Origin of the sequence: Amylolactobacillus amylotrophicus DSM 20534 (assembly GCF_001434555.1) — a bacterium.
Taxonomy (GTDB): domain Bacteria; phylum Bacillota; class Bacilli; order Lactobacillales; family Lactobacillaceae; genus Amylolactobacillus; species Amylolactobacillus amylophilus.
This window is the reverse complement of the sequence record NZ_AZCV01000005.1, coordinates 52,245-69,445: the sequence shown is the minus strand read 5'-3', so window position 1 is coordinate 69,445 and position 17,201 is coordinate 52,245. Positions and strand designations below refer to the sequence as shown.

24 protein-coding genes, 1 other RNA gene and 1 other annotated feature are annotated in these 17,201 nt (G+C 41.6%); of the genes, 22 read left to right on the top strand and 3 right to left on the bottom strand.

Annotated elements, in window-relative coordinates; genetic code table 11:
* The first annotated feature begins 198 nt into the window (after positions 1 to 198).
* The 12 genes from pplA (at position 199) to FC62_RS05975 (ending at position 9,301) form a co-directional block, all read left to right on the top strand.
* Positions 199 to 1,128 (top strand): extracellular electron transfer flavoprotein PplA, encoded by a 930-nt coding sequence (gene pplA, locus FC62_RS06025; protein WP_054745484.1) that lies wholly within the window; start codon positions 199 to 201, stop codon positions 1,126 to 1,128.
* 100 nt (positions 1,129 to 1,228) lie between these two features.
* Positions 1,229 to 2,281, top strand: coding sequence for an FAD:protein FMN transferase (locus FC62_RS06020; RefSeq protein ID WP_371857355.1), 1,053 nt, complete (start codon positions 1,229 to 1,231; stop codon positions 2,279 to 2,281).
* Between the two features lie 93 nt (positions 2,282 to 2,374).
* A complete protein-coding gene (rpmG, locus tag FC62_RS08020) occupies positions 2,375 to 2,524 on the top strand; it encodes a 50S ribosomal protein L33 (RefSeq protein WP_075362777.1) in 150 nt (49 codons plus the stop codon).
* A 9-nt stretch (positions 2,525 to 2,533) separates the two neighbouring features.
* Positions 2,534 to 2,701: a preprotein translocase subunit SecE gene (secE, locus tag FC62_RS06015; protein WP_054745485.1), complete on the top strand. Its 168-nt coding sequence runs from the start codon at positions 2,534 to 2,536 to the stop codon at positions 2,699 to 2,701.
* A 92-nt stretch (positions 2,702 to 2,793) separates the two neighbouring features.
* A complete protein-coding gene (gene nusG / locus FC62_RS06010) occupies positions 2,794 to 3,336 on the top strand; it encodes a transcription termination/antitermination protein NusG (RefSeq protein ID WP_056946511.1) in 543 nt (180 codons plus the stop codon).
* Positions 3,337 to 3,478: 142 nt separating this feature from the next.
* On the top strand, positions 3,479 to 3,904 hold the full coding sequence (rplK, locus tag FC62_RS06005) for a 50S ribosomal protein L11 (RefSeq protein WP_056946509.1): 426 nt from the start codon (positions 3,479 to 3,481) through the stop codon (positions 3,902 to 3,904).
* A 97-nt stretch (positions 3,905 to 4,001) separates the two neighbouring features.
* Positions 4,002 to 4,691 carry a 50S ribosomal protein L1 gene (rplA, locus tag FC62_RS06000; protein ID WP_056946507.1) on the top strand — a complete coding sequence of 230 codons (690 nt, stop codon included), beginning with the start codon at positions 4,002 to 4,004 and terminating at the stop codon, positions 4,689 to 4,691.
* 135 nt (positions 4,692 to 4,826) lie between these two features.
* Positions 4,827 to 5,780 carry a hypothetical protein gene (locus FC62_RS05995; RefSeq protein ID WP_056946505.1) on the top strand — a complete coding sequence of 318 codons (954 nt, stop codon included), beginning with the start codon at positions 4,827 to 4,829 and terminating at the stop codon, positions 5,778 to 5,780.
* A 19-nt stretch (positions 5,781 to 5,799) separates the two neighbouring features.
* Complete coding sequence (locus FC62_RS05990; protein WP_056946503.1) at positions 5,800 to 7,311, top strand: O-antigen ligase family protein; 1,512 nt, start codon at positions 5,800 to 5,802, stop codon at positions 7,309 to 7,311.
* A gap of 83 nt (positions 7,312 to 7,394) precedes the next feature.
* Positions 7,395 to 7,515: a sequence feature (ribosomal protein L10 leader region), on the top strand.
* A gap of 37 nt (positions 7,516 to 7,552) precedes the next feature.
* A complete protein-coding gene (rplJ, locus tag FC62_RS05985; protein ID WP_056946501.1) occupies positions 7,553 to 8,056 on the top strand; it encodes a 50S ribosomal protein L10 in 504 nt (167 codons plus the stop codon).
* A 62-nt stretch (positions 8,057 to 8,118) separates the two neighbouring features.
* Positions 8,119 to 8,487 carry a 50S ribosomal protein L7/L12 gene (gene rplL, locus FC62_RS05980; RefSeq protein WP_054745501.1) on the top strand — a complete coding sequence of 123 codons (369 nt, stop codon included), beginning with the start codon at positions 8,119 to 8,121 and terminating at the stop codon, positions 8,485 to 8,487.
* A gap of 157 nt (positions 8,488 to 8,644) precedes the next feature.
* A complete protein-coding gene (locus tag FC62_RS05975) occupies positions 8,645 to 9,301 on the top strand; it encodes an endonuclease III domain-containing protein (RefSeq protein WP_054745503.1) in 657 nt (218 codons plus the stop codon).
* Between the two features lie 113 nt (positions 9,302 to 9,414).
* On the opposite strand, the gene FC62_RS05970 is transcribed toward FC62_RS05975, so the two are convergent.
* From FC62_RS05970 to FC62_RS05960, 3 genes are read right to left on the bottom strand one after another with little or no spacing between them, the layout of a single operon-like run.
* Positions 9,415 to 9,702, bottom strand: coding sequence for a hypothetical protein (locus FC62_RS05970; protein WP_054745504.1), 288 nt, complete (start codon positions 9,700 to 9,702; stop codon positions 9,415 to 9,417).
* A gap of 32 nt (positions 9,703 to 9,734) precedes the next feature.
* A complete protein-coding gene (locus tag FC62_RS05965; protein ID WP_056946499.1) occupies positions 9,735 to 10,025 on the bottom strand; it encodes a hypothetical protein in 291 nt (96 codons plus the stop codon).
* On the bottom strand, positions 10,022 to 10,888 hold the full coding sequence (locus FC62_RS05960) for a hypothetical protein (protein WP_056946497.1): 867 nt from the start codon (positions 10,886 to 10,888) through the stop codon (positions 10,022 to 10,024). Before FC62_RS05960 ends, FC62_RS05965 begins: the two co-directional genes overlap by 4 nt.
* Positions 10,889 to 11,072: 184 nt before the next feature.
* Between FC62_RS05960 and FC62_RS05955 the strand changes: the two genes are divergently transcribed.
* The 10 genes from FC62_RS05955 (at position 11,073) to FC62_RS05915 (ending at position 17,192) form a co-directional block, all read left to right on the top strand.
* On the top strand, positions 11,073 to 11,675 hold the full coding sequence (locus FC62_RS05955) for a class I SAM-dependent methyltransferase (RefSeq protein WP_056946495.1): 603 nt from the start codon (positions 11,073 to 11,075) through the stop codon (positions 11,673 to 11,675).
* Positions 11,675 to 12,154, top strand: a complete 480-nt coding sequence (locus FC62_RS05950) for a nucleoside deaminase (protein ID WP_056946791.1) — start codon at positions 11,675 to 11,677, stop codon at positions 12,152 to 12,154. The genes FC62_RS05955 and FC62_RS05950 overlap by 1 nt, the downstream gene beginning before the upstream one ends.
* Before the next feature lie 54 nt (positions 12,155 to 12,208).
* Positions 12,209 to 12,295, top strand: an RNA gene (gene ffs / locus FC62_RS08015) — signal recognition particle sRNA small type.
* A gap of 54 nt (positions 12,296 to 12,349) precedes the next feature.
* Complete coding sequence (gene dnaX, locus FC62_RS05945) at positions 12,350 to 14,101, top strand: DNA polymerase III subunit gamma/tau (protein WP_056946492.1); 1,752 nt, start codon at positions 12,350 to 12,352, stop codon at positions 14,099 to 14,101.
* 27 nt (positions 14,102 to 14,128) lie between these two features.
* Entirely contained in the window at positions 14,129 to 14,437 is a 309-nt protein-coding gene (locus FC62_RS05940) for a YbaB/EbfC family nucleoid-associated protein (protein WP_054745508.1), read from the top strand.
* A gap of 12 nt (positions 14,438 to 14,449) precedes the next feature.
* A complete protein-coding gene (gene recR, locus FC62_RS05935; protein ID WP_056946490.1) occupies positions 14,450 to 15,046 on the top strand; it encodes a recombination mediator RecR in 597 nt (198 codons plus the stop codon).
* A complete protein-coding gene (locus FC62_RS05930) occupies positions 15,046 to 15,276 on the top strand; it encodes a YaaL family protein (protein ID WP_054745510.1) in 231 nt (76 codons plus the stop codon). The genes recR and FC62_RS05930 overlap by 1 nt, the downstream gene beginning before the upstream one ends.
* An 85-nt stretch (positions 15,277 to 15,361) precedes the next feature.
* Positions 15,362 to 16,018, top strand: coding sequence for a dTMP kinase (tmk, locus tag FC62_RS05925; protein WP_056946489.1), 657 nt, complete (start codon positions 15,362 to 15,364; stop codon positions 16,016 to 16,018).
* Entirely contained in the window at positions 16,015 to 16,344 is a 330-nt protein-coding gene (locus FC62_RS05920) for a cyclic-di-AMP receptor (RefSeq protein ID WP_056946487.1), read from the top strand. The genes tmk and FC62_RS05920 overlap by 4 nt, the downstream gene beginning before the upstream one ends.
* Positions 16,345 to 16,349: 5 nt before the next feature.
* Complete coding sequence (locus tag FC62_RS05915) at positions 16,350 to 17,192, top strand: DNA polymerase III subunit (RefSeq protein ID WP_054745511.1); 843 nt, start codon at positions 16,350 to 16,352, stop codon at positions 17,190 to 17,192.
* The last annotated feature ends 9 nt before the right edge of the window (positions 17,193 to 17,201 follow it).

Below are 17,201 nucleotides of genomic sequence, written 5' to 3'. Positions count from 1 at the left end.
AACATCAGAGCAATTATAGCAAAAAATCACAAGGTATGTCTATAAATTCACAAATATTAATTTTTAAAAAATTATCAATAACCTCAATATTGTAAACGTTATCAAAAATTTTGTTGCAAGATGAATGTGAATGATTTAAAATAAGTTTGTGTGAAAGGCTACACAATCACAATATCATAAAAAGGATGGTCTTAATTTATGAAACTCACTAAAGTTGTTACAGGGATTTCGGCAGTAACTCTTTCTGCATTGTTGTTGACAGCATGCTCAGCACAATCAAGCTCAAAGGACTCTACTGATAGTAAAGACAAGTCTTCGCAAACTTCAAAGAGCTCAAAGAAGACTGAAACAAAAGAAGCTACTAAGGTTGCCGGGGGCGATTTACAAGATGGTACTTACAAGCTCGAAGAGACAGGCTACTACAATGGCTATCGTGCAGTGCTCTCAATGACTGTTAAAGATGGCAAGATCTCAAAGACATCTTACGATTACGTCGATAAAGACGGCAAGTCTAAGAAAGATGACAAAGAATATAACAAGACGATGAAGGAAAAGTCAGGCGTTGGTCCTTCTGAATATATTCCAGAGCTTGAGAAGGCTTGGAAACAAAACGGTGTTAATATTAGCTCAATCGAAACTGTCTCCGGTGCAACACATTCTTCTGACTCATTCAAGAACTATGCACAACAATTAGTTCAGGCTGCTCAAGCTGGTAACACTGATACAATCAAGATTGAGAACGAAGCTAAGATGCAAGACGGTACATATTCACTCGAAGAAAAGAACGAAAAGAACGGCTACCGTGCAACTCTAGCAATCACCGTTGCTGGTGGTAAGATTACGAAGACAGACTTTGACTACATCGATAAGGATGGTAAATCAAAGACTGAAGACGAAGAGTACGAAAAGAACATGCAGAAGGTCAACAATATTGGTCCGAAGGAGTACATCCCTCAATTAGCAGAATCATTGACTAAATCGGGTGGAGACATTTCTAAGGTTGAAGTTGTTTCCGGTGCAACTCACACATCACATTCATTCTTGCTTTATGCAGAACAGTTGATGAATGCAGCGCAAGCTGGGAATACCGATAAGATTACAGTTGACAACTATGTCTTTAAAGATTAGTATTTGAACCGCAAAATTTAAAAGTTGAAGAGTAGTTTAGGCTACTCTTTTTCTTATTTTAAGGACTGATTTTATGCCAAAAAAAATAATAAAAATAATTATTGCTCTGACTTTTAGTCTGAACCTAGTAGCTTTGACGAGTTGTAGTGCTACAGCACACGAAGGTGCTAAGCCTGCTGCAAAGGTGGTACAGACGCCCATCGAAGATACGCAGTTTCTCATGGGTACAGTAGTGCAAATTAAAATCTATCATGCCCAAAAGGAAGCAGCTTTAAAGGACGCTTTTGCCCGCGTGAAGGAATTGGCCAACAAGATCACAGTTAATCAAAAGGGCTCCGAGGTTGACCATATCAATGATGAGGCTGGAAAAGAGCCGGTAAAGGTGAGTGATGACGTCTTCTACCTCATCAAACGGGCGAAGTACTATAGTAATAATTCTGCAGGCTCTTTTGACTTAGCTATCGGGCCAATCACTAGCCTGTGGCATATCGGTTTTGACGATGCTAGAAAGCCTAGTCAGGCGGAAATCGACCGTGAATTGAAATTTGTAAACTACAGAAATGTTGTTTTGAATGAGCGAAAGAAAACTGTCTACTTGAAAGATGTGGGAATGAAACTGGACCTCGGTGGCATTGCTAAGGGCTATATCACGGATGAAGTTGTTAAGGTGTTGAAAAACGACGGTGTAAATACGGCCATTGTGGATCTTGGTGGCAATATTTTTGTGATGGGTCATTCACCAAAAGGTAGTAAGCAGCCGTGGACTGTAGGAATTCAAGATCCGAAGTCGCCGCGTGGAACCTCACTGGGGAAATTACCGGCCACAAATAAAACAATTGTGACCTCCGGTATTTACGAGCGCTATTTGAAAGTAGGGAATAAGACCTACATGCATCTAATGAATCCAAAGACAGGTTATCCATTTGAGAATAATTTGATGGGTGTTTCAATTATCACCAATAAGTCAATTAATGGGGATGCGCTGTCGACTGCAACTTTTGACAAAGGTCTCACCACAGGAATAAAGTATATCGAATCACGCAAGGACACCGAAGCAATCTTTGTCACTAAGGAACGTAAGGTCTATATTACTTCCGGGTTAAAAGGTAAGTTTGAATTATTACCTGACGTCGACTATACTTTAATTAAATAATTGGAAATTTTAGTGACACATGCTATAATCAACTGTCGTATTGTTAGCAAGTTAAGTGGGATTAACCACTAAATTAAGATATAGGTGAAACTCATGGCGGTTAGGAAAATTGCGCTGGCGTGCAGTGTCTGTGGTTCAAGGAACTATACTATTACCGAGAACAAGAATCGCACCACGCGCTTGGAAGTAAATAAATTTTGTAAGCATTGTGGTAAGTATACAATTCATAAGGAAACAAGGTAGAGGTTAAAGATGAAGTTTATTAAGGGCGTTATCTCAGAAATGAAGTTGACTACTTGGCCAACGGCCAAAGAAAATCGGCATGATACAGGTGTCGTAATTACACAATCCATTCTCTTTGCCGTTTACCTTGGCCTATTGGATTTAATCTTTACTAGGTTAACCCTGATTTTCTTTTAGTGGCAAAGAGCGGTAATTTATGCTACAATCTATTCAACGGAAAGACTCGCAAATTGCGAGGCTTTTTTATTTGAAATTTTTAAGGAGTAAACATGGAAACATTCGAAAAAAAATGGTACGTACTTCATACTTATTCGGGATATGAAAATAAGGTGAAGACCAACCTGCTCTCGCGTGCACAATCAATGGGAATGGAAAATAATATTTTCCGTGTGATTGTTCCAGAAGAGCAGTCAGTTGAGAAGAAGAACGGCAAGAACGAGGTGGAGATGGAAAAAGTTTTCCCTGGTTATGTCTTAGTTGAAATGGTCATGACAGACGAGTCATGGTTTATCGTGAGAAATACGCCAGGTGTGACTGGTTTCGTCGGTAGTCATGGTGCCGGTAGCAAGCCAGCACCACTGCTAGATGAAGAGATTAAGCACATCTTGCGTTCAATGGGTGAGACGACTAGACAAAGTTCTGTTAACTTTGAAGTTGGCGATCAAGTTACCATTATTGATGGTGCGTTTAACGGACTTACGGGTAAGCTCACTGATGTACAGCCTGATAAATTTAAAGTATTTGCAGAGATTGAGATGTTTGGCCGTGAAACAACTGCCGAACTTGATTACGAACAGGTTGAGAAACTTTAATTAATCGAGAAAGATAAATCAACATACTTTTCGTTGCTAAAATATGTTGGCGATGGTAAGATACTAAAGTATGTTTATAAATGTGGGAGGAGAAATTTCATCTCCATTATAACCGCATCACTGACTTAAGGAGGTCTGTCACGTGGCAAAAAAAGTTATAAACGTTGTTAAGTTACAAATCCCTGCAGGAGCAGCAACACCTGCACCCCCAGTAGGACCAGCATTGGGTCAAGCCGGAGTCAACATTGTTGGCTTCACTAAGGACTTTAATGCTAGAACAGCTGACCAAAAGGGTATGATCATTCCTGTAGTGATCACTGTTTATGAAGATCGTTCATTTGATTTCATTACAAAGACCCCACCAGCAGCAATTCTTTTGAAGAAAGCTGCTAACGTGGAAAAGGGTTCAGGCGAACCAAATACCAAGAAGGTTGCTAAGGTAACTAAGGCTCAGGTTAAGGAAATCGCTGAAACCAAGATGCAAGACCTAAACGCTGCTGATGTTGAAGCAGCAATGCGCATGGTTGAAGGTACAGCAAGAAGTATGGGATTTGAAGTTACTGAATAATCTCATTATTTTGAAAAATGTCGGATTGTTAGCGAAAGCTAATAAATCAAGTGGGAGAGCATAGCTCGTTGACCACATTTGCAAGGGAGGAAATCACATGCCAAAGCATGGTAAAAAATATATTGAAGCTGCCAAAAAGGTAGATAAGAACAAATTCTACACAGCTGATGAAGCTATTGCATTAGCAAAAGAAACTAGTTATGCAAACTTTGATGCAACTGTTGAAGTTGCATTTAACCTTAATGTTGACCCAAAGCAAGCTGACCAACAAATTCGTGGTGCTCTTGTTTTACCAAACGGTACAGGTAAGTCACAAAAGGTTATTGTGTTTGCTGATGGAGAACAAGCTAAACAAGCTGAAGCCGCTGGTGCTGACGAAGTTGGTTCAGACGACTTAGTACAACGTGTTAAGGACGGTTGGTTAGACTTTGACGTCGTTGTGGCTACACCACAAATGATGGCTAAAGTTGGTCAACTTGGTCGTGTACTCGGACCTAAAGGCCTGATGCCTAACCCAAAGACTGGTACTGTTACGATGGATGTAACTAAGGCTGTTGAGGAAGTTAAGGCTGGTAAAGTTACATACCGTGTCGACAAGGAAGGACTCATCCATGCACCAATTGGTAAGACTTCATTTGACAACGATAAATTAGTTGAAAACTTTAAGGCGCTGAAAGATGTTGTCTTGAAGGCTCGCCCAGCATCAACTAAGGGTCAATACATCCTTAGCCTTGCTGTTTCAACAACATTTGGTCCTGGTATCAAGCTTGATCCAGTTAACGCTTAGTTACTAAAGTTAAATATTAATTAAATACCCGATATTAGGCCGAGGATGGTTCTATCATCGGGTATTTTTTTGCTATAATTATTTTATGAAAAATTGCCAGACCAGTCAGGTTAGGCATGTCTATGGAGAGATAAGTTGAAAAATGTGGTTAAAATCTGCACAACCTTGCTAGTGGCTGCCATACTTGGTGGTCTATTCTTGGTGGGGAATGTTTACAGTAAGCGACAAATTAATCACCAGCTGACAAACGCTACTACAAGAATGTTTCGTACCTTGAAAGCTCATGGTAAATACAAATTAAATAGTGGCCGTCAAATAATATTGACTTCCAAGGGACAGAAATTGTTGCAGCCTAACTTAGCATTTTACCAGAACGGAAGTGAAATTCTGAGAGATCTTGGGTTTGAGTTTCAAAACGGTAGAATTGGCGTTGCACAGGCTAGCGGGGTGATTACCTTACCGGCCAATTTGAAAAGAGGAGATTTAATTACTGGTACCCTCCCATTTCCAGTAGACGCAGTAACCAGCAATACTAAACTTGTTATCAAAGCCGGGGAGCACTCTCTAACTTACACTCCCAATCATTTTGAACGTGTGGGAGAGGATCCTAATAGTAGAAAATTTGCGATTATGATTGGCTATAATTTCAGTGATGGCAAAAAAATTCCGGATGAGAGATATTTACTTCCATTGCGCGGTCAACAGATTCAGTTCGAGTTCACGGGATTACACTTCACGCACGGAAACAGTACTGGGCAAAAACAAGCAATTGCACATCAGCAATTAATTGAACAACATGATATAAACTACGTGGCTCGTGATAAGGTGATGAGCTTTACGATTAATTCGATTGGCAAAAAGCCACGGGTGGCAAATTTCACTGTGAGACTAGATGGTCAAGATTCAACGAATGCTTTTAACGTCCGGTTAATAACAATCAAGAAGTACGCAAAAAATGTGCACAAATATCGGGTTGTAGTAGAAGCTAAAAAGAATATTATTGGACAGAACTTACGGCTTAAACTAGCACTAGATGGTGATTTCTCATTTGTCAGTTATAGTTCAAATAGTATCTTGCACGCTTACTAAAATGTTGGAGAAGTTATCAATGAAAAAAGTGTTACAGCGGTTGTTAATTTGTTACATCTTAATTCAACCCTTTATGGAAATCATCTACTTTTATCAAGGAACATTGGCCAATATTGGACCTTTTACAATACCGACCTTGGTTCGCTTAGTCTTAGTTATTGCTCTACTACTTATTTTCTTCTTGGTCCATAAATTTAGTAAGCCATCATACCATTTGGCTATTTATGGTTTTGTAGTCCTAATATACCTAGTTGCGCACTTATGGCTCACCAAAAACGCTTTGAGCAGCCTGACAGATGGCTTTACGTACTCAGTAACTCAAGAAATCTCCTACGTACTCCGAGTTGTTTTCCCCACCCTGATCCTGTTCATCAGCGCAGATACTTCATTAGAAAAAAGTACGCTGGAAAGAATCACATGGTGGCTGGCTACTGCAATTTCGGGCACAATTGTAGTTTCTAATTTGGCGGTCTTTGCAATTGCATCATATGATAAGGCAACAATGATTAGTGCCAATATTTTCAGTTGGTTCGATGTGGTCAATCGTCCTGGTTTCATGCAGCTCGCATCTGATGGGTTTTTCCTATTTGCAAACTCAATCTCGGCAATTATGATTCTCTTACTGCCTATTGCACTTCATTATTATTTGCGGCAAAGCAGTTGGTACAAGTTAATAATACTAATTGTGATGGCACTATCAGCATTGATGATCGGCACAAGAACAGCAATTTTCGGTAGTCTGGCAGCATTTATTGTGATACCAGCGTTCTACTTCTTTGCCGATGTACCAGCCGAAGAGAGTTTACAATGGCACGTTAAGGTCAAAAAAGTCATTCCGCTTGCTGCGATTATACTGGTCCTAGGTCTGATTTACCCCTTCTCACCATCAACAGGGCGCGTCAGTGCCAATGATCAGGTAAACATAGCTACTGCTGATCGTTCTAAAGCCAGCTCGAAGCAGTTGTTGCAGTTGCGGGAGGAGATGCAACAGCAGCCTAAACAGGCTAAGAGGTTGGCGCAAAATTATCTCGATACACACTTTGATGTACGTGGTACTTATGGAAACGTGGTTTCTGCTACAAATCCGATTGATAAATATCCGGAACTTTGGATTGATGTATTAACATGGAACGCCCCAGATCAAGTTAATTTTCGTAAGATTGAAAAGGCAAATGTTGATTTGCTGAAACAACAAATAGTTCCGCCTGTGCGCCTGTTACTTGGTATTTCATTTGTAAGAATCAACTTCTTTATCTTCAACTATGAACGGGATTTTATTAACCAATTTTATACTTTAGGTTTGCTCGGAATTGTGCTCTTTATTTTACCGTTTGTACTGCTTTGCCTATATCTTGCAGGTAAATTTTGTTTCAAGAAGCAGAACTGGACTGTTGAGAACTTTGCCTATTTCTTCAGTTTTGCACTGTTCTTTGGCGCTGCATATTTGACAGGTAATGTCTTAGATTCAATTACGGCTGGTTCCTTAGTCGCGTTTTTCATGGGGCAAAACTACCGAAATTACCGTGTGTAAACGAACAGCTAGTATGCTGGACTACAAAACTCATATTCAAGTGATAGTAATCGTTGACAGAATAGCATAAACAATGTAATATACTCTATATGTGAATTCTACCTAAGACTCAGGTGACGCAAGTCTCAATATCCTGCCGAGGCCAGAAGATAAGTGAGTTAATTAAACTCCATGTCTTTAGGCATGGAGTTTTTATTTGGCTATGATAGTGATTCATAAATAAATATGGAGGTAAAAATACATGAGTGAAGCTGTAATCGCAAAAAAAGCAGAATTAGTTGATGGTATTGTTGAACAATTCAACAATGCTAAGTCAGCCGTTGTTGTTGACTATCTTGGACTAACTGTTGCCGAAGTTACTGAACTACGTAAGGAATTACGTGATGCTGGTGTGAAGATGGAAGTTATCAAGAATACTTACCTACGTCGTGCTGCTGACAAAGCAGGCTACGAAGGTTTGGACGATGTTTTCGTTGGACCAACTGCAATCGCATTTTCTGATGAAGATGTTGTTGCACCAGCTCGTATCATGGCAAAATATGCTAAGAAGATCGAAGCTCTTGAAATCAAGGGTGGTATGATCGAAGGTAAAGTTGCATCGCTTGATCAAATCAACGAACTTGCTACATTACCAGATCACGATGGCTTGCTATCAATGTTACTTTCTGTCTTACAGGCACCTGTACGTAACGTTGCTTACGCTGTCAAAGCTGTTGCTGATTCTAAAGAAGAGCCAGCAGCATAATTATAGTTATTCATAACTAACACAAATACAAAAACATAAAACAAAATTCGGAGGAAAAAATCATGGCTTTAGATACACAAAAGATTATTGACCAAATTAAAGAAGCTACTGTACTTGAATTAAACGACCTTGTTAAAGCAATCGAAGAAGAATTCGGCGTTACTGCTGCTGCTCCTGTAGCTGCTGCTGGTGCTGCTGCCGGTGATGCTGAAGCAGAAAAGGATTCATTTGATATTGAATTGACTGAAGTTGGTCAAGAAAAGGTTAAAGTTATCAAGGCTGTTCGTGAGATCACTGGTCTTGGCTTGAAAGAATCAAAGGACATCGTTGACGGTGCACCTAAGGTCTTCAAGGAAGGCGTAACTAAAGACGAAGCTGATGAAATCATCGCTAAGCTTTCTGAGGTTGGCGCTACAGCCACTGCTAAATAATTTAGCTAAATACACATTACTACAAAACCTCCGCATTCAGAGCCTGTCTCTGCGTGCGGAGGTTTTTTTATCCCAATGTTTGATTGTCTGATTCAAGGATGCAAGTCTTTAAATGTAATTGTCTATAGTATACTGAGTTTAAAGAGGGGAATTGGTTATGAAGGAAACTAAAATAACACTAGAGGAGCTCTACGAGAAATTGGGGGCACAGATTTCGCCGGCTGGTTGGTGGCCGGCAGCAAGTGACTGGGAGATTATCTGGGGTGCAGTTTTGATTCAAAATACTAATTGGCGCAACGTTGATTTAGCGTTGGCTGAGCTCAAACAAAATATTGGTTTTTATCTTAGACCAAGTGGCGTCCGCCAACTTTCAGGAGACGAATTGGCCCAAGTAATTAGGTCAGCCGGATTCTACACTAGAAAAGCACAGACCATTGTGCATTTAAGCAATTATTTTGCACAATATAATGACGATCTGGAAGCCGTACGGCAATTACCACGTAAAGTAATCCGGCAGGAATTACTGGCCATCAATGGTGTAGGGGAGGAGACTGCAGACACAATCATGCTCTATGCGGTGCAAAAATCGGGCTTTATTGTGGATAAGTACAGTCGCAGATTATTTCAGTCATTAGGCGTTGTCTTGCCACCAAAGTACGGGCAGGCGAAGATTTACGTCGAACAAAGTATAAAATCACTGACCCTCAGAGGATGGCAAAATTTACATGCTCTGATTGTCTTGTTTAATCAGCAGTATAAGCTACCGCAGGACTTTAATGACAGCTTTTTGGCTGGATATCAACTGGTGATGTGATCCTTGACAGACAAGAACGAAATATCCAGGAAATCTGATAAGTTCAAAGAGTAATTTAGCCACAATAAAATAATTCGCCGATCAATACGGTGGTCAGCGAATTATTTTTTGTCTCAATTAACGATATGGCGTTCAATTGTTTTATTTGGCCAAAACCAAATGAGGTTACCGATAATTACGCTGAGCAGGCCGCTTAGTGGCTGAATTAGCGTCATCACAAGCCCGATTGTGAAGATACTAGTATACACGTACAACTTCCAATCATGGTGGGTTAACCGCGCAACGAGTGAATCGCGTCCGTTAGCATTAATCAACATCTTATTTAAGAGCCAATAGGCGAGAGCGGCTAGCAGCATGACCAGCACACCATCTGAGAATGCTTCCAGCCTATTTTTGTTCATCTAAATCCCTCCTGTTTAATTAAAGTCTGGTATTATTCTTGATTATCCGTGGGAGCGACAATCATGATATTGTTGACAATCTCTTCTGTTGACGGTTTTTGATTGCTTGGTACGTATTCGAGGTCATACATACCATAAGTACCTCGCGGAAAATCAGCATTGTAGAGATAGTCTGAGAAGTCTATGGGGTCAACCTTTTGGGGAAACCAACTCTGACCTGTGTGTTGCATATATTTCTTGGTGATGATGAGTGTAGGCAGTGCAACAAAGTAGAGCTGCCCATTTGCAGTGACCGTGTAATATGTACCTGCCGCTTGGTTCAAACTGCTTGGTACGGTACCTGTGCCGCCATAGAAATAAGAGAAATACCAGGTCTTCTCTGAGTCAGTAATTTTTTCATTCCAATCACAGGGTGAGCAAGGTTTAGTAATTCTGCGCGTTTTAAAATATAATTCCGCCATTCTTCATCCGAAAAATTTGCCTGATATGATTTTTCGATAACATTAATATTATTGGTAATATTATCTTGTACTTCCTTTTCCTTCTTCTTTTTGACTGATGTGCCTGCATATTTTGATTGCTGCACAGCCTTCTTTTGGCGTTTGACTATTAGATCTGCATACTGCTGCAAAGTGGTATAGGACGCTTTATTTTGTAAAATCCGATTGAAGTATTTTTCATATTCCTTGCAAGTAGCCTGGGCTTCCTTCTTAAGGCGCGCATGGTCTTTCCTCGGGTAGTAAATGTGGCTAAAATTTGTAGTCGCTATGAGCTTTGTTTTTGCTGGATTTAACCTATAATTTTGTTGGAAGGACACGCCGCCACTGTCCGGATCGGTACTCTCAGAGTAGGCGTAGACGAAAGTTATCCGTTCTCTTTTCAGCGAAACTTCAAAGTTGTAGATTAGCAAATCATCACTTTCATGACTTTGGAAGGTAATTGTGTGGCGTTTGAAGTTGTACCACATGTAAAACCCATAGGAATAATTGTCCTTAGCAACTGAGTTTGGGATTGTGATATTGCCAGGAATAGTGAATGATTCGTCCGAATCAATAACGTCCTGGTCCGTAAACTTGACTGGGTGTTCCTTTTTAAATGCCGTAAACGGTTGTGCCTGCACATTGTTTGCGTGAATCTGGCGGGTGATTGCGTAACCGGCGGCGAATAGCACGACAAAGAAACACAATAAGATGTCCCCCTGCTGTTAGTTTTCTGTTCTTAAACAATTTACTACCTCGCTTTGTCAGAATAAAATCGTATATAATTACGTTATTTATTTTATCACAGATTTTCTTACCGTCACGTGACCTAGTTACAATGCTAGTCCTTTTTTGGTATGATACAGGGAGTAAATTTGAAAAGAGAGTAAAATGGCTGAACAATATTTTGCACAGGAACCACATGCTGAACATGACATCCATGAGATAGAATTTAACCTGGCCGACTTGAACCTCCACCTCAAAACTGACGCCGGTGTTTTCTCCAAAAGCCGGATTGACTACGGGAGCGTTGCGCTGATGAAGCAGGTGATGGAACTAGATCTTGTTCCTGGTAAGATTCTGGATCTCGGAACAGGCTATGGGCCAATGGGCTTAATGCTCGCAAAGAAGTATCCTGAAAGAGCGCTCGATTTGGTTGATGTCAATGAGCGTGCGCTTGAGCTGGCACGCACCAATGCGGAATTCAATGCAATAACTAACGTTAATATTTTTACATCAGATATTTATGAAACCGTTACTGAACGGTACGCGCTAATTGTGACCAATCCACCAATTCGTGCGGGTAAGAAAGTGGTTAACCAAATTCACGAACAGGCGCTGGATCATTTGTTATCGGGGGGCCAAATCGTAACGGTCCTGCAGAAGAAACAGGGGGCCCCATCTGCAAGGAAGCTGTTAACCGCGACTTTTGGGAACTGCGATATCTTGGCGCGTGACAAGGGCTACTATATTTTGCGGAGTGTTAAACAGTGATTTTTACAAAGAGTGCTAAAGAAAATTACATGAAGTTGGCCTTCGAACAGGCGGAATTGGCGCAAAAACAGGATGAGGTCCCTATTGGCGCCGTGGTAGTTGATTCTAATGGCGCAGTTATTGGGCACGGCTATAACAGGCGGGAGTTGGACCAAAATGCACTTAAACATGCGGAGATGCTGGCAATATCCGAGGCATGTCAGAACCTTTCGACGTGGCGGTTAGAGCACTGCTCCATCTTTGTGACACTCGAACCTTGCCCCATGTGTTCGGGTGCGATTATCAATAGTCGCATCGAGAATGTGTTCTACGCAGCACACGACCGTAAGGCTGGTGCAGCCGGTAGCGTGGTCGACTTATTCAAAGTGCCACAGTTCAATCACCATCCCGTGGTTTATCCGGGTCTGTACGAGCAGAAATCTGCAATGCTACTCCAGAACTTTTTCCGCGCGATTCGTGCACGAAAAAAACAAAAGTAGTTTGCAAATAGGTGGAAAATAATTGGCGTTTAAGGTATGATAGTTAGTGCCGAAAGGCAAGGGCAATATTGCTCTTGTGAATCGTGTCAGATTCGGAAGAAAGCAGCACTAAGCAGGTTGCGGTATGTGCCCTTAAATTGAACAACAACACTCTTAGTCTTTTAGGCTAAGAGTTTTTTAATAAGAGGTTATCAGATGGCATATCAGGCTCTCTATCGAAAGTGGCGTCCCAGAACGTTTGCGGATGTAATTGGTCAGGAATCAATTACAAGCACGCTTAGAAACTCAATTCGTATCAATAAAATCAGTCACGCATTCCTATTTGCCGGTCCGCGCGGGACTGGTAAAACTAGCTGTGCAAAGATCCTCGCTAAAACAGTTAATTGTTTGAATATTAAAGACGGTGAACCTTGTAATGAATGTGCCAACTGTCTGGCAGCTGATGAGAATCGGATGAGTGATTTGATTGAGATTGATGCTGCTTCGAATAACGGTGTCGATGAGATAAGAGACATCCGGGATAAGGTGAAGTATGCTCCGACCGAGGGCAAGTACAAAGTCTATATCATTGATGAGGTACATATGCTTTCGATGGGCGCATTCAACGCACTTTTAAAGACGTTAGAAGAGCCCCCTGAGCATGTCATCTTCATTCTGGCAACGACCGAATTGCAGAAGGTGCCGGCGACTATTATCTCACGGACACAGAAGTACACTTTCAAAAGAATTGCACTTGATGCGATTATTGCGCGTCTTAAGCAGATCCTAGTTGCCGAAGAAATTAGTTATGAAGATAAAGCTTTACAAGTCATTGCACAGGTTGCAGACGGTGGAATGCGCGATGCGTTAAGTATTCTTGACCAGATTATTTCGTTTGAGAAGGATGGCGTCACATACGCCGATGCGCTAGAAATTACCGGTTTTGCAAACCAAGAAAAAATCGAAGAATTATTTCTCTTGCTTACACAACAAGAGACCGGCGCGGCACTAGCCCTGAATAAGGAATTACTAGCAGCGGGTATCAACCCGCAAAATATTTTAAATGAACTCGTAGAACTTGCTACCCAGGTATTAATTAGTCAAAAGACCAAGACAAAAAGTTCAGCGTTCTTAACTAATGAATTAAGTGAGACTGTAGAGAGTCTGGATAATCGCGCGATTCTTTATCTCATCGATACTGCTAACGAAGCGCTCAACGATTTGAGATTTACCACACAACAAAACGTGCCACTAGATATTTTCTGTGTGAAGGTGACTAGTTTCCACCCTGCTGGTGACGAGCAGCAAAGTGGTCGACAAACAGATACTAGCGAGGAAATGCAGGAGTTACAAAAGCAGGTCCAACACCTTAGTCAACAATTGGGTGCACTGCAAAAGACCGGGGTCGTTCCGAGAATGAAATCTGCCACTACTACTGGTGCTTCCGTCAAATCAACCGTAGCAAGTACCAACTTGAAGACAAAGTACCGTGCGAGTGTATACCATGTGCTGAAACACGCCACTAAAGATGACCTCAGTCGAGTGAAGGATGTTTGGCCAGATTTAATCAGTAAGCTGGAAGTTTCGCAAAGAGCGATGATGAAGGTTTCAAAGCCCGTTGCGGCTGGCCCTGATGCCTGTGTTGTGGCATTTGACTACCAACTTTGGTTTGAACGTGCAACTAGTGATAGTGAGCTAATGAAGCAATTGAATGATGGCTTAACAAGTTTAACGCATGCCAATACCGAGATTGTCCTCGTGCCGAAGAATGAATGGCCGATTTTGCGTGCTGACTATCTGAAGACTCATAAGGCAGAATTAACTAACCGCCAAGAGGTGGACGAAACTGAGACTGCTGCGCAGGCAGATGAGGCCGATAATAGCCAGTCAAAAGATGTAGTAAAGAATGATATAATTGAACAGGCGCGTCAGCTTTTTGGCGACGACATGATTGATGTTAAAGATTAATTTACTGAGATAAAGGAGAAGTAAACGATGCGTGGTGGAATGCCTAATATGCAGAAATTGATGAAACAAGCACAACAGATGCAAAAAGAAATGGAACAAACTAAGAAGGAAATCAACGAGACTGAATTTATCGGTCATGCGGCAAACGACTTAGTTGTTGCGACTTTCATGGGAGATAGTACCCTAAAGAAGATTGCGCTTAAGCCTGAAGTAATCGATCCAGATGATCCGGACATGCTCCAAGATTTGATTGTGGACGCGGTCAATCATGGGCTTAGCCAAATTAACGAAACAACGACCCAAAAGATGGGGAAATACTCTAAAGGATTAATGTAAAAAGGTGAGATAATGCAATATCCATTACCAATTGCCAAGGTAATTGAAAGTTATATGAAGCTACCTGGTATCGGAGAAAAGACGGCAACTAGACTTGCCTTTTATACTTTAGGCATGCCCGAGAGTGCAGTCCAGGATTTCGCCAAGAGTTTGGCTGATTTGCAGCAAAAACTGCGCTTTTGTTCAATCTGCGGCAACATCACTGAGACTGATCCATGTGCCATCTGTCGGGATGCAAGTCGTAACCAAAATCAGATTCTGGTAGTTGAACAACCAAAAGACATCATGGCCTTTGAAGAGATGGGCGAATACAATGGCCTCTATCACGTGCTGAACGGTGTTCTGTCACCGATGGACGGTGTCTCAGTTGAAGACATCAACATCAAATCACTGATTACGCGACTACAAGAGAGCGACGTCAATGAGGTGATCATCGCACTGAATTCTACACCAGAGGGTGAGGCAACAACCATGTATATCAGTCGACTGATTAAACCTGCTGGAATCAAGGTAACGCGACTAGCTAGTGGTCTAGCAGTCGGCTCTGATATTGAATATGCTGATTCCCTCACGCTAAAACGAGCAGTAACGGGAAGGACTGAATTGTAATGGGCAAGCATAATTTAAGGGAACAGGCTGACAGTCAGTTAATGACTTCAATTGCCAATCTGCAACAACAGCTTGCATTGACGAAGACGTTGTCAGAAACCAGTCTAGATGATTCGCCCGAGAATATCGTGGCTCTTAAGATATTGAAAGCTAAATATAATTTCCTGTTTAAAGAAGCCCGATTGCGCCAGACTAGTTCGAAGGGATTGAACAATGTTATTTCACATTAAGTCCAATTGTTTTGGGCTTTTTATTTTGGAATTGACTTTAAGTTGACTACGATTTCAAGTACAATTTTACCTATGGAGGCGTAAAATGACAGGGACATTTATTTCTTTCGAAGGGCCCGATGGTTCGGGCAAAACTAGCACGCTGAATGGTGTACTAGCACAACTTGCAGGCAACACGATTACTAAGCCAGTAGTTACCCGGGAGCCCGGAGGATCCCAGATTGCCGAAAAAATTCGCCAAATTATATTAGATCCAAACAATAAAGAAATGGATGTTAAGACTGAGGCGCTGCTCTTTGCGGCGGCCAGAAGACAACATGTGGTTGAGGTGATTAAACCGGCGCTAGAACGCGGTGAGATATTGATTTCTGATCGTTTTGTGGACAGTTCGCTGGCCTATCAGGGTGGCGGGCGCCAGATTGGGATTGCGCCAGTGGCGATGATTAATAGCTTTGCAACTGACAATCTGCAGCCCGATCTGACTATCTACCTCGATGTGGATTCGCAGATTGGCTTACAACGCATCTCAAACAGTCGCTCTGGGACGGAAGATCGCTTGGAACAAGAACAGGTAGAGTTTCATGAACGCGTGACTACTGCTTATCATGAGCTAATCAAAGCTAACCCCACCAGAATAATTGCGGTGAATGCTAATCAGGAGTTAGCAAAAGTAATCAGCGATAGTGTTAAAATAATAAGAGAGAGAATACCACAAATTTTTCGTGAAGGAGAACACAAATGAAATTAATTCTCGCAATCGTACAGGACAAAGACAGCAACCTATTGAGCAGTGAGTTTATCGAAAACGATATTCGGGCAACTAAACTATCGACCACTGGTGGTTTCTTAAAGGCCGGGAATACCACTTTTATCATCGGTATTGAGGATAAGCGGGTCTATGAAGTGCTGGACATCATCAAAAAAATCTCGCATGCAAGACAGCAGTTTATGACACCGCCAGTTAATATGGACATGGGTGGCGACGCCACAATGTCTTACCCAATTGAGGTTCAGGTTGGCGGTGCAACGGTGTTTGTCTTGCCAGTTGACCAATTCGAACAGTATTAAGCACAATGATAAATGAAGGTAGTTTTACCAACATTCCTGCTAAGTTTAAGCAGGAATTTTTACAAGCATATAAAGAAGATGCTGTGAGTCACGCCTACCTTTTCTTGGGGAGTGACGAAAAGACAACAACTGCAGCAGCTATTTGGCTGAGTTGTTTATTTCTGTGTGAGCACCCAGACGAAGATTTGCGACCGGACGGTACTTGCGCCAATTGCCGGCGGGTGAGTGAACTGAACCATCCAGACGTCTTTTTGGTGACCGAAACTGAGAAGCAGAGTATCGGGATCGACACTGTGCGGCCATTAAAGATTGAACTTGCGAAAAGTCCCACGGAGGGCGATCGCCGCTTCTTTATCATCTCTGATGCACAAAAATTAACGATGTCGGCAGCAAATGCACTACTAAATGTGCTGGAGGAACCTGTAGCACCCGTGCTGACAATCTTAACCACCACGAATGTTAATCAGATTCTGCCCACGATTAAGTCACGGGTTCAAATAGTTAACGTGACGGATGAATTCAAGAACGAGGCAGAACAAGATAAGCTGCAGGATGATCAAGCTGAGTTGGCGCCTTTAGCTGAGCGTTTTTATACTGAATTAATGGAGAATAATCCATTGGCGATTCTGACGGCCAAAACCCTTGCAGATTCAGCTAAGCAAAAGGAGTTGCAGCAATTTATACTCGATTATCTGCTGCAACAAGCCGATAGAGAAATGCTGACGCTCACGAACATCAAGCAAAATCAAGAGTTGTTGAGTGAGCTACTTCATGTGAACAAGATGATTGCTGCTAATGTGAGCTTTAGTAGTTGTCTGCAGTATCTAATTTTGAACATAGAATTCTAAAGGTGAACA

Excerpts from the sequence above, each read along its gene's own strand:
- rplA (WP_056946507.1), top strand. The coding sequence starts at position 4,002 with ATGCCAAAGCATGGTAAAAAATATATTGAAGCTGCCAAAAAGGTAGAT.
- rplL (WP_054745501.1), top strand. The coding sequence starts at position 8,119 with ATGGCTTTAGATACACAAAAGATTATTGACCAAATTAAAGAAGCTACT.
- secE (WP_054745485.1), top strand. The coding sequence starts at position 2,534 with ATGAAGTTTATTAAGGGCGTTATCTCAGAAATGAAGTTGACTACTTGG.
- FC62_RS05975 (WP_054745503.1), top strand. The coding sequence starts at position 8,645 with ATGAAGGAAACTAAAATAACACTAGAGGAGCTCTACGAGAAATTGGGG.
- FC62_RS05940 (WP_054745508.1), top strand. The coding sequence starts at position 14,129 with ATGCGTGGTGGAATGCCTAATATGCAGAAATTGATGAAACAAGCACAA.
- FC62_RS05915 (WP_054745511.1), top strand. The coding sequence starts at position 16,350 with ATGATAAATGAAGGTAGTTTTACCAACATTCCTGCTAAGTTTAAGCAG.
- rpmG (WP_075362777.1), top strand. The coding sequence starts at position 2,375 with ATGGCGGTTAGGAAAATTGCGCTGGCGTGCAGTGTCTGTGGTTCAAGG.
- FC62_RS05930 (WP_054745510.1), top strand. The coding sequence starts at position 15,046 with ATGGGCAAGCATAATTTAAGGGAACAGGCTGACAGTCAGTTAATGACT.
- FC62_RS05990 (WP_056946503.1), top strand. The coding sequence starts at position 5,800 with ATGAAAAAAGTGTTACAGCGGTTGTTAATTTGTTACATCTTAATTCAA.
- FC62_RS05955 (WP_056946495.1), top strand. The coding sequence starts at position 11,073 with ATGGCTGAACAATATTTTGCACAGGAACCACATGCTGAACATGACATC.
- rplJ (WP_056946501.1), top strand. The coding sequence starts at position 7,553 with ATGAGTGAAGCTGTAATCGCAAAAAAAGCAGAATTAGTTGATGGTATT.
- FC62_RS05920 (WP_056946487.1), top strand. The coding sequence starts at position 16,015 with ATGAAATTAATTCTCGCAATCGTACAGGACAAAGACAGCAACCTATTG.
- FC62_RS05970 (WP_054745504.1), bottom strand. The coding sequence starts at position 9,702 with ATGAACAAAAATAGGCTGGAAGCATTCTCAGATGGTGTGCTGGTCATG.
- recR (WP_056946490.1), top strand. The coding sequence starts at position 14,450 with ATGCAATATCCATTACCAATTGCCAAGGTAATTGAAAGTTATATGAAG.
- dnaX (WP_056946492.1), top strand. The coding sequence starts at position 12,350 with ATGGCATATCAGGCTCTCTATCGAAAGTGGCGTCCCAGAACGTTTGCG.
- pplA (WP_054745484.1), top strand. The coding sequence starts at position 199 with ATGAAACTCACTAAAGTTGTTACAGGGATTTCGGCAGTAACTCTTTCT.
- tmk (WP_056946489.1), top strand. The coding sequence starts at position 15,362 with ATGACAGGGACATTTATTTCTTTCGAAGGGCCCGATGGTTCGGGCAAA.
- nusG (WP_056946511.1), top strand. The coding sequence starts at position 2,794 with ATGGAAACATTCGAAAAAAAATGGTACGTACTTCATACTTATTCGGGA.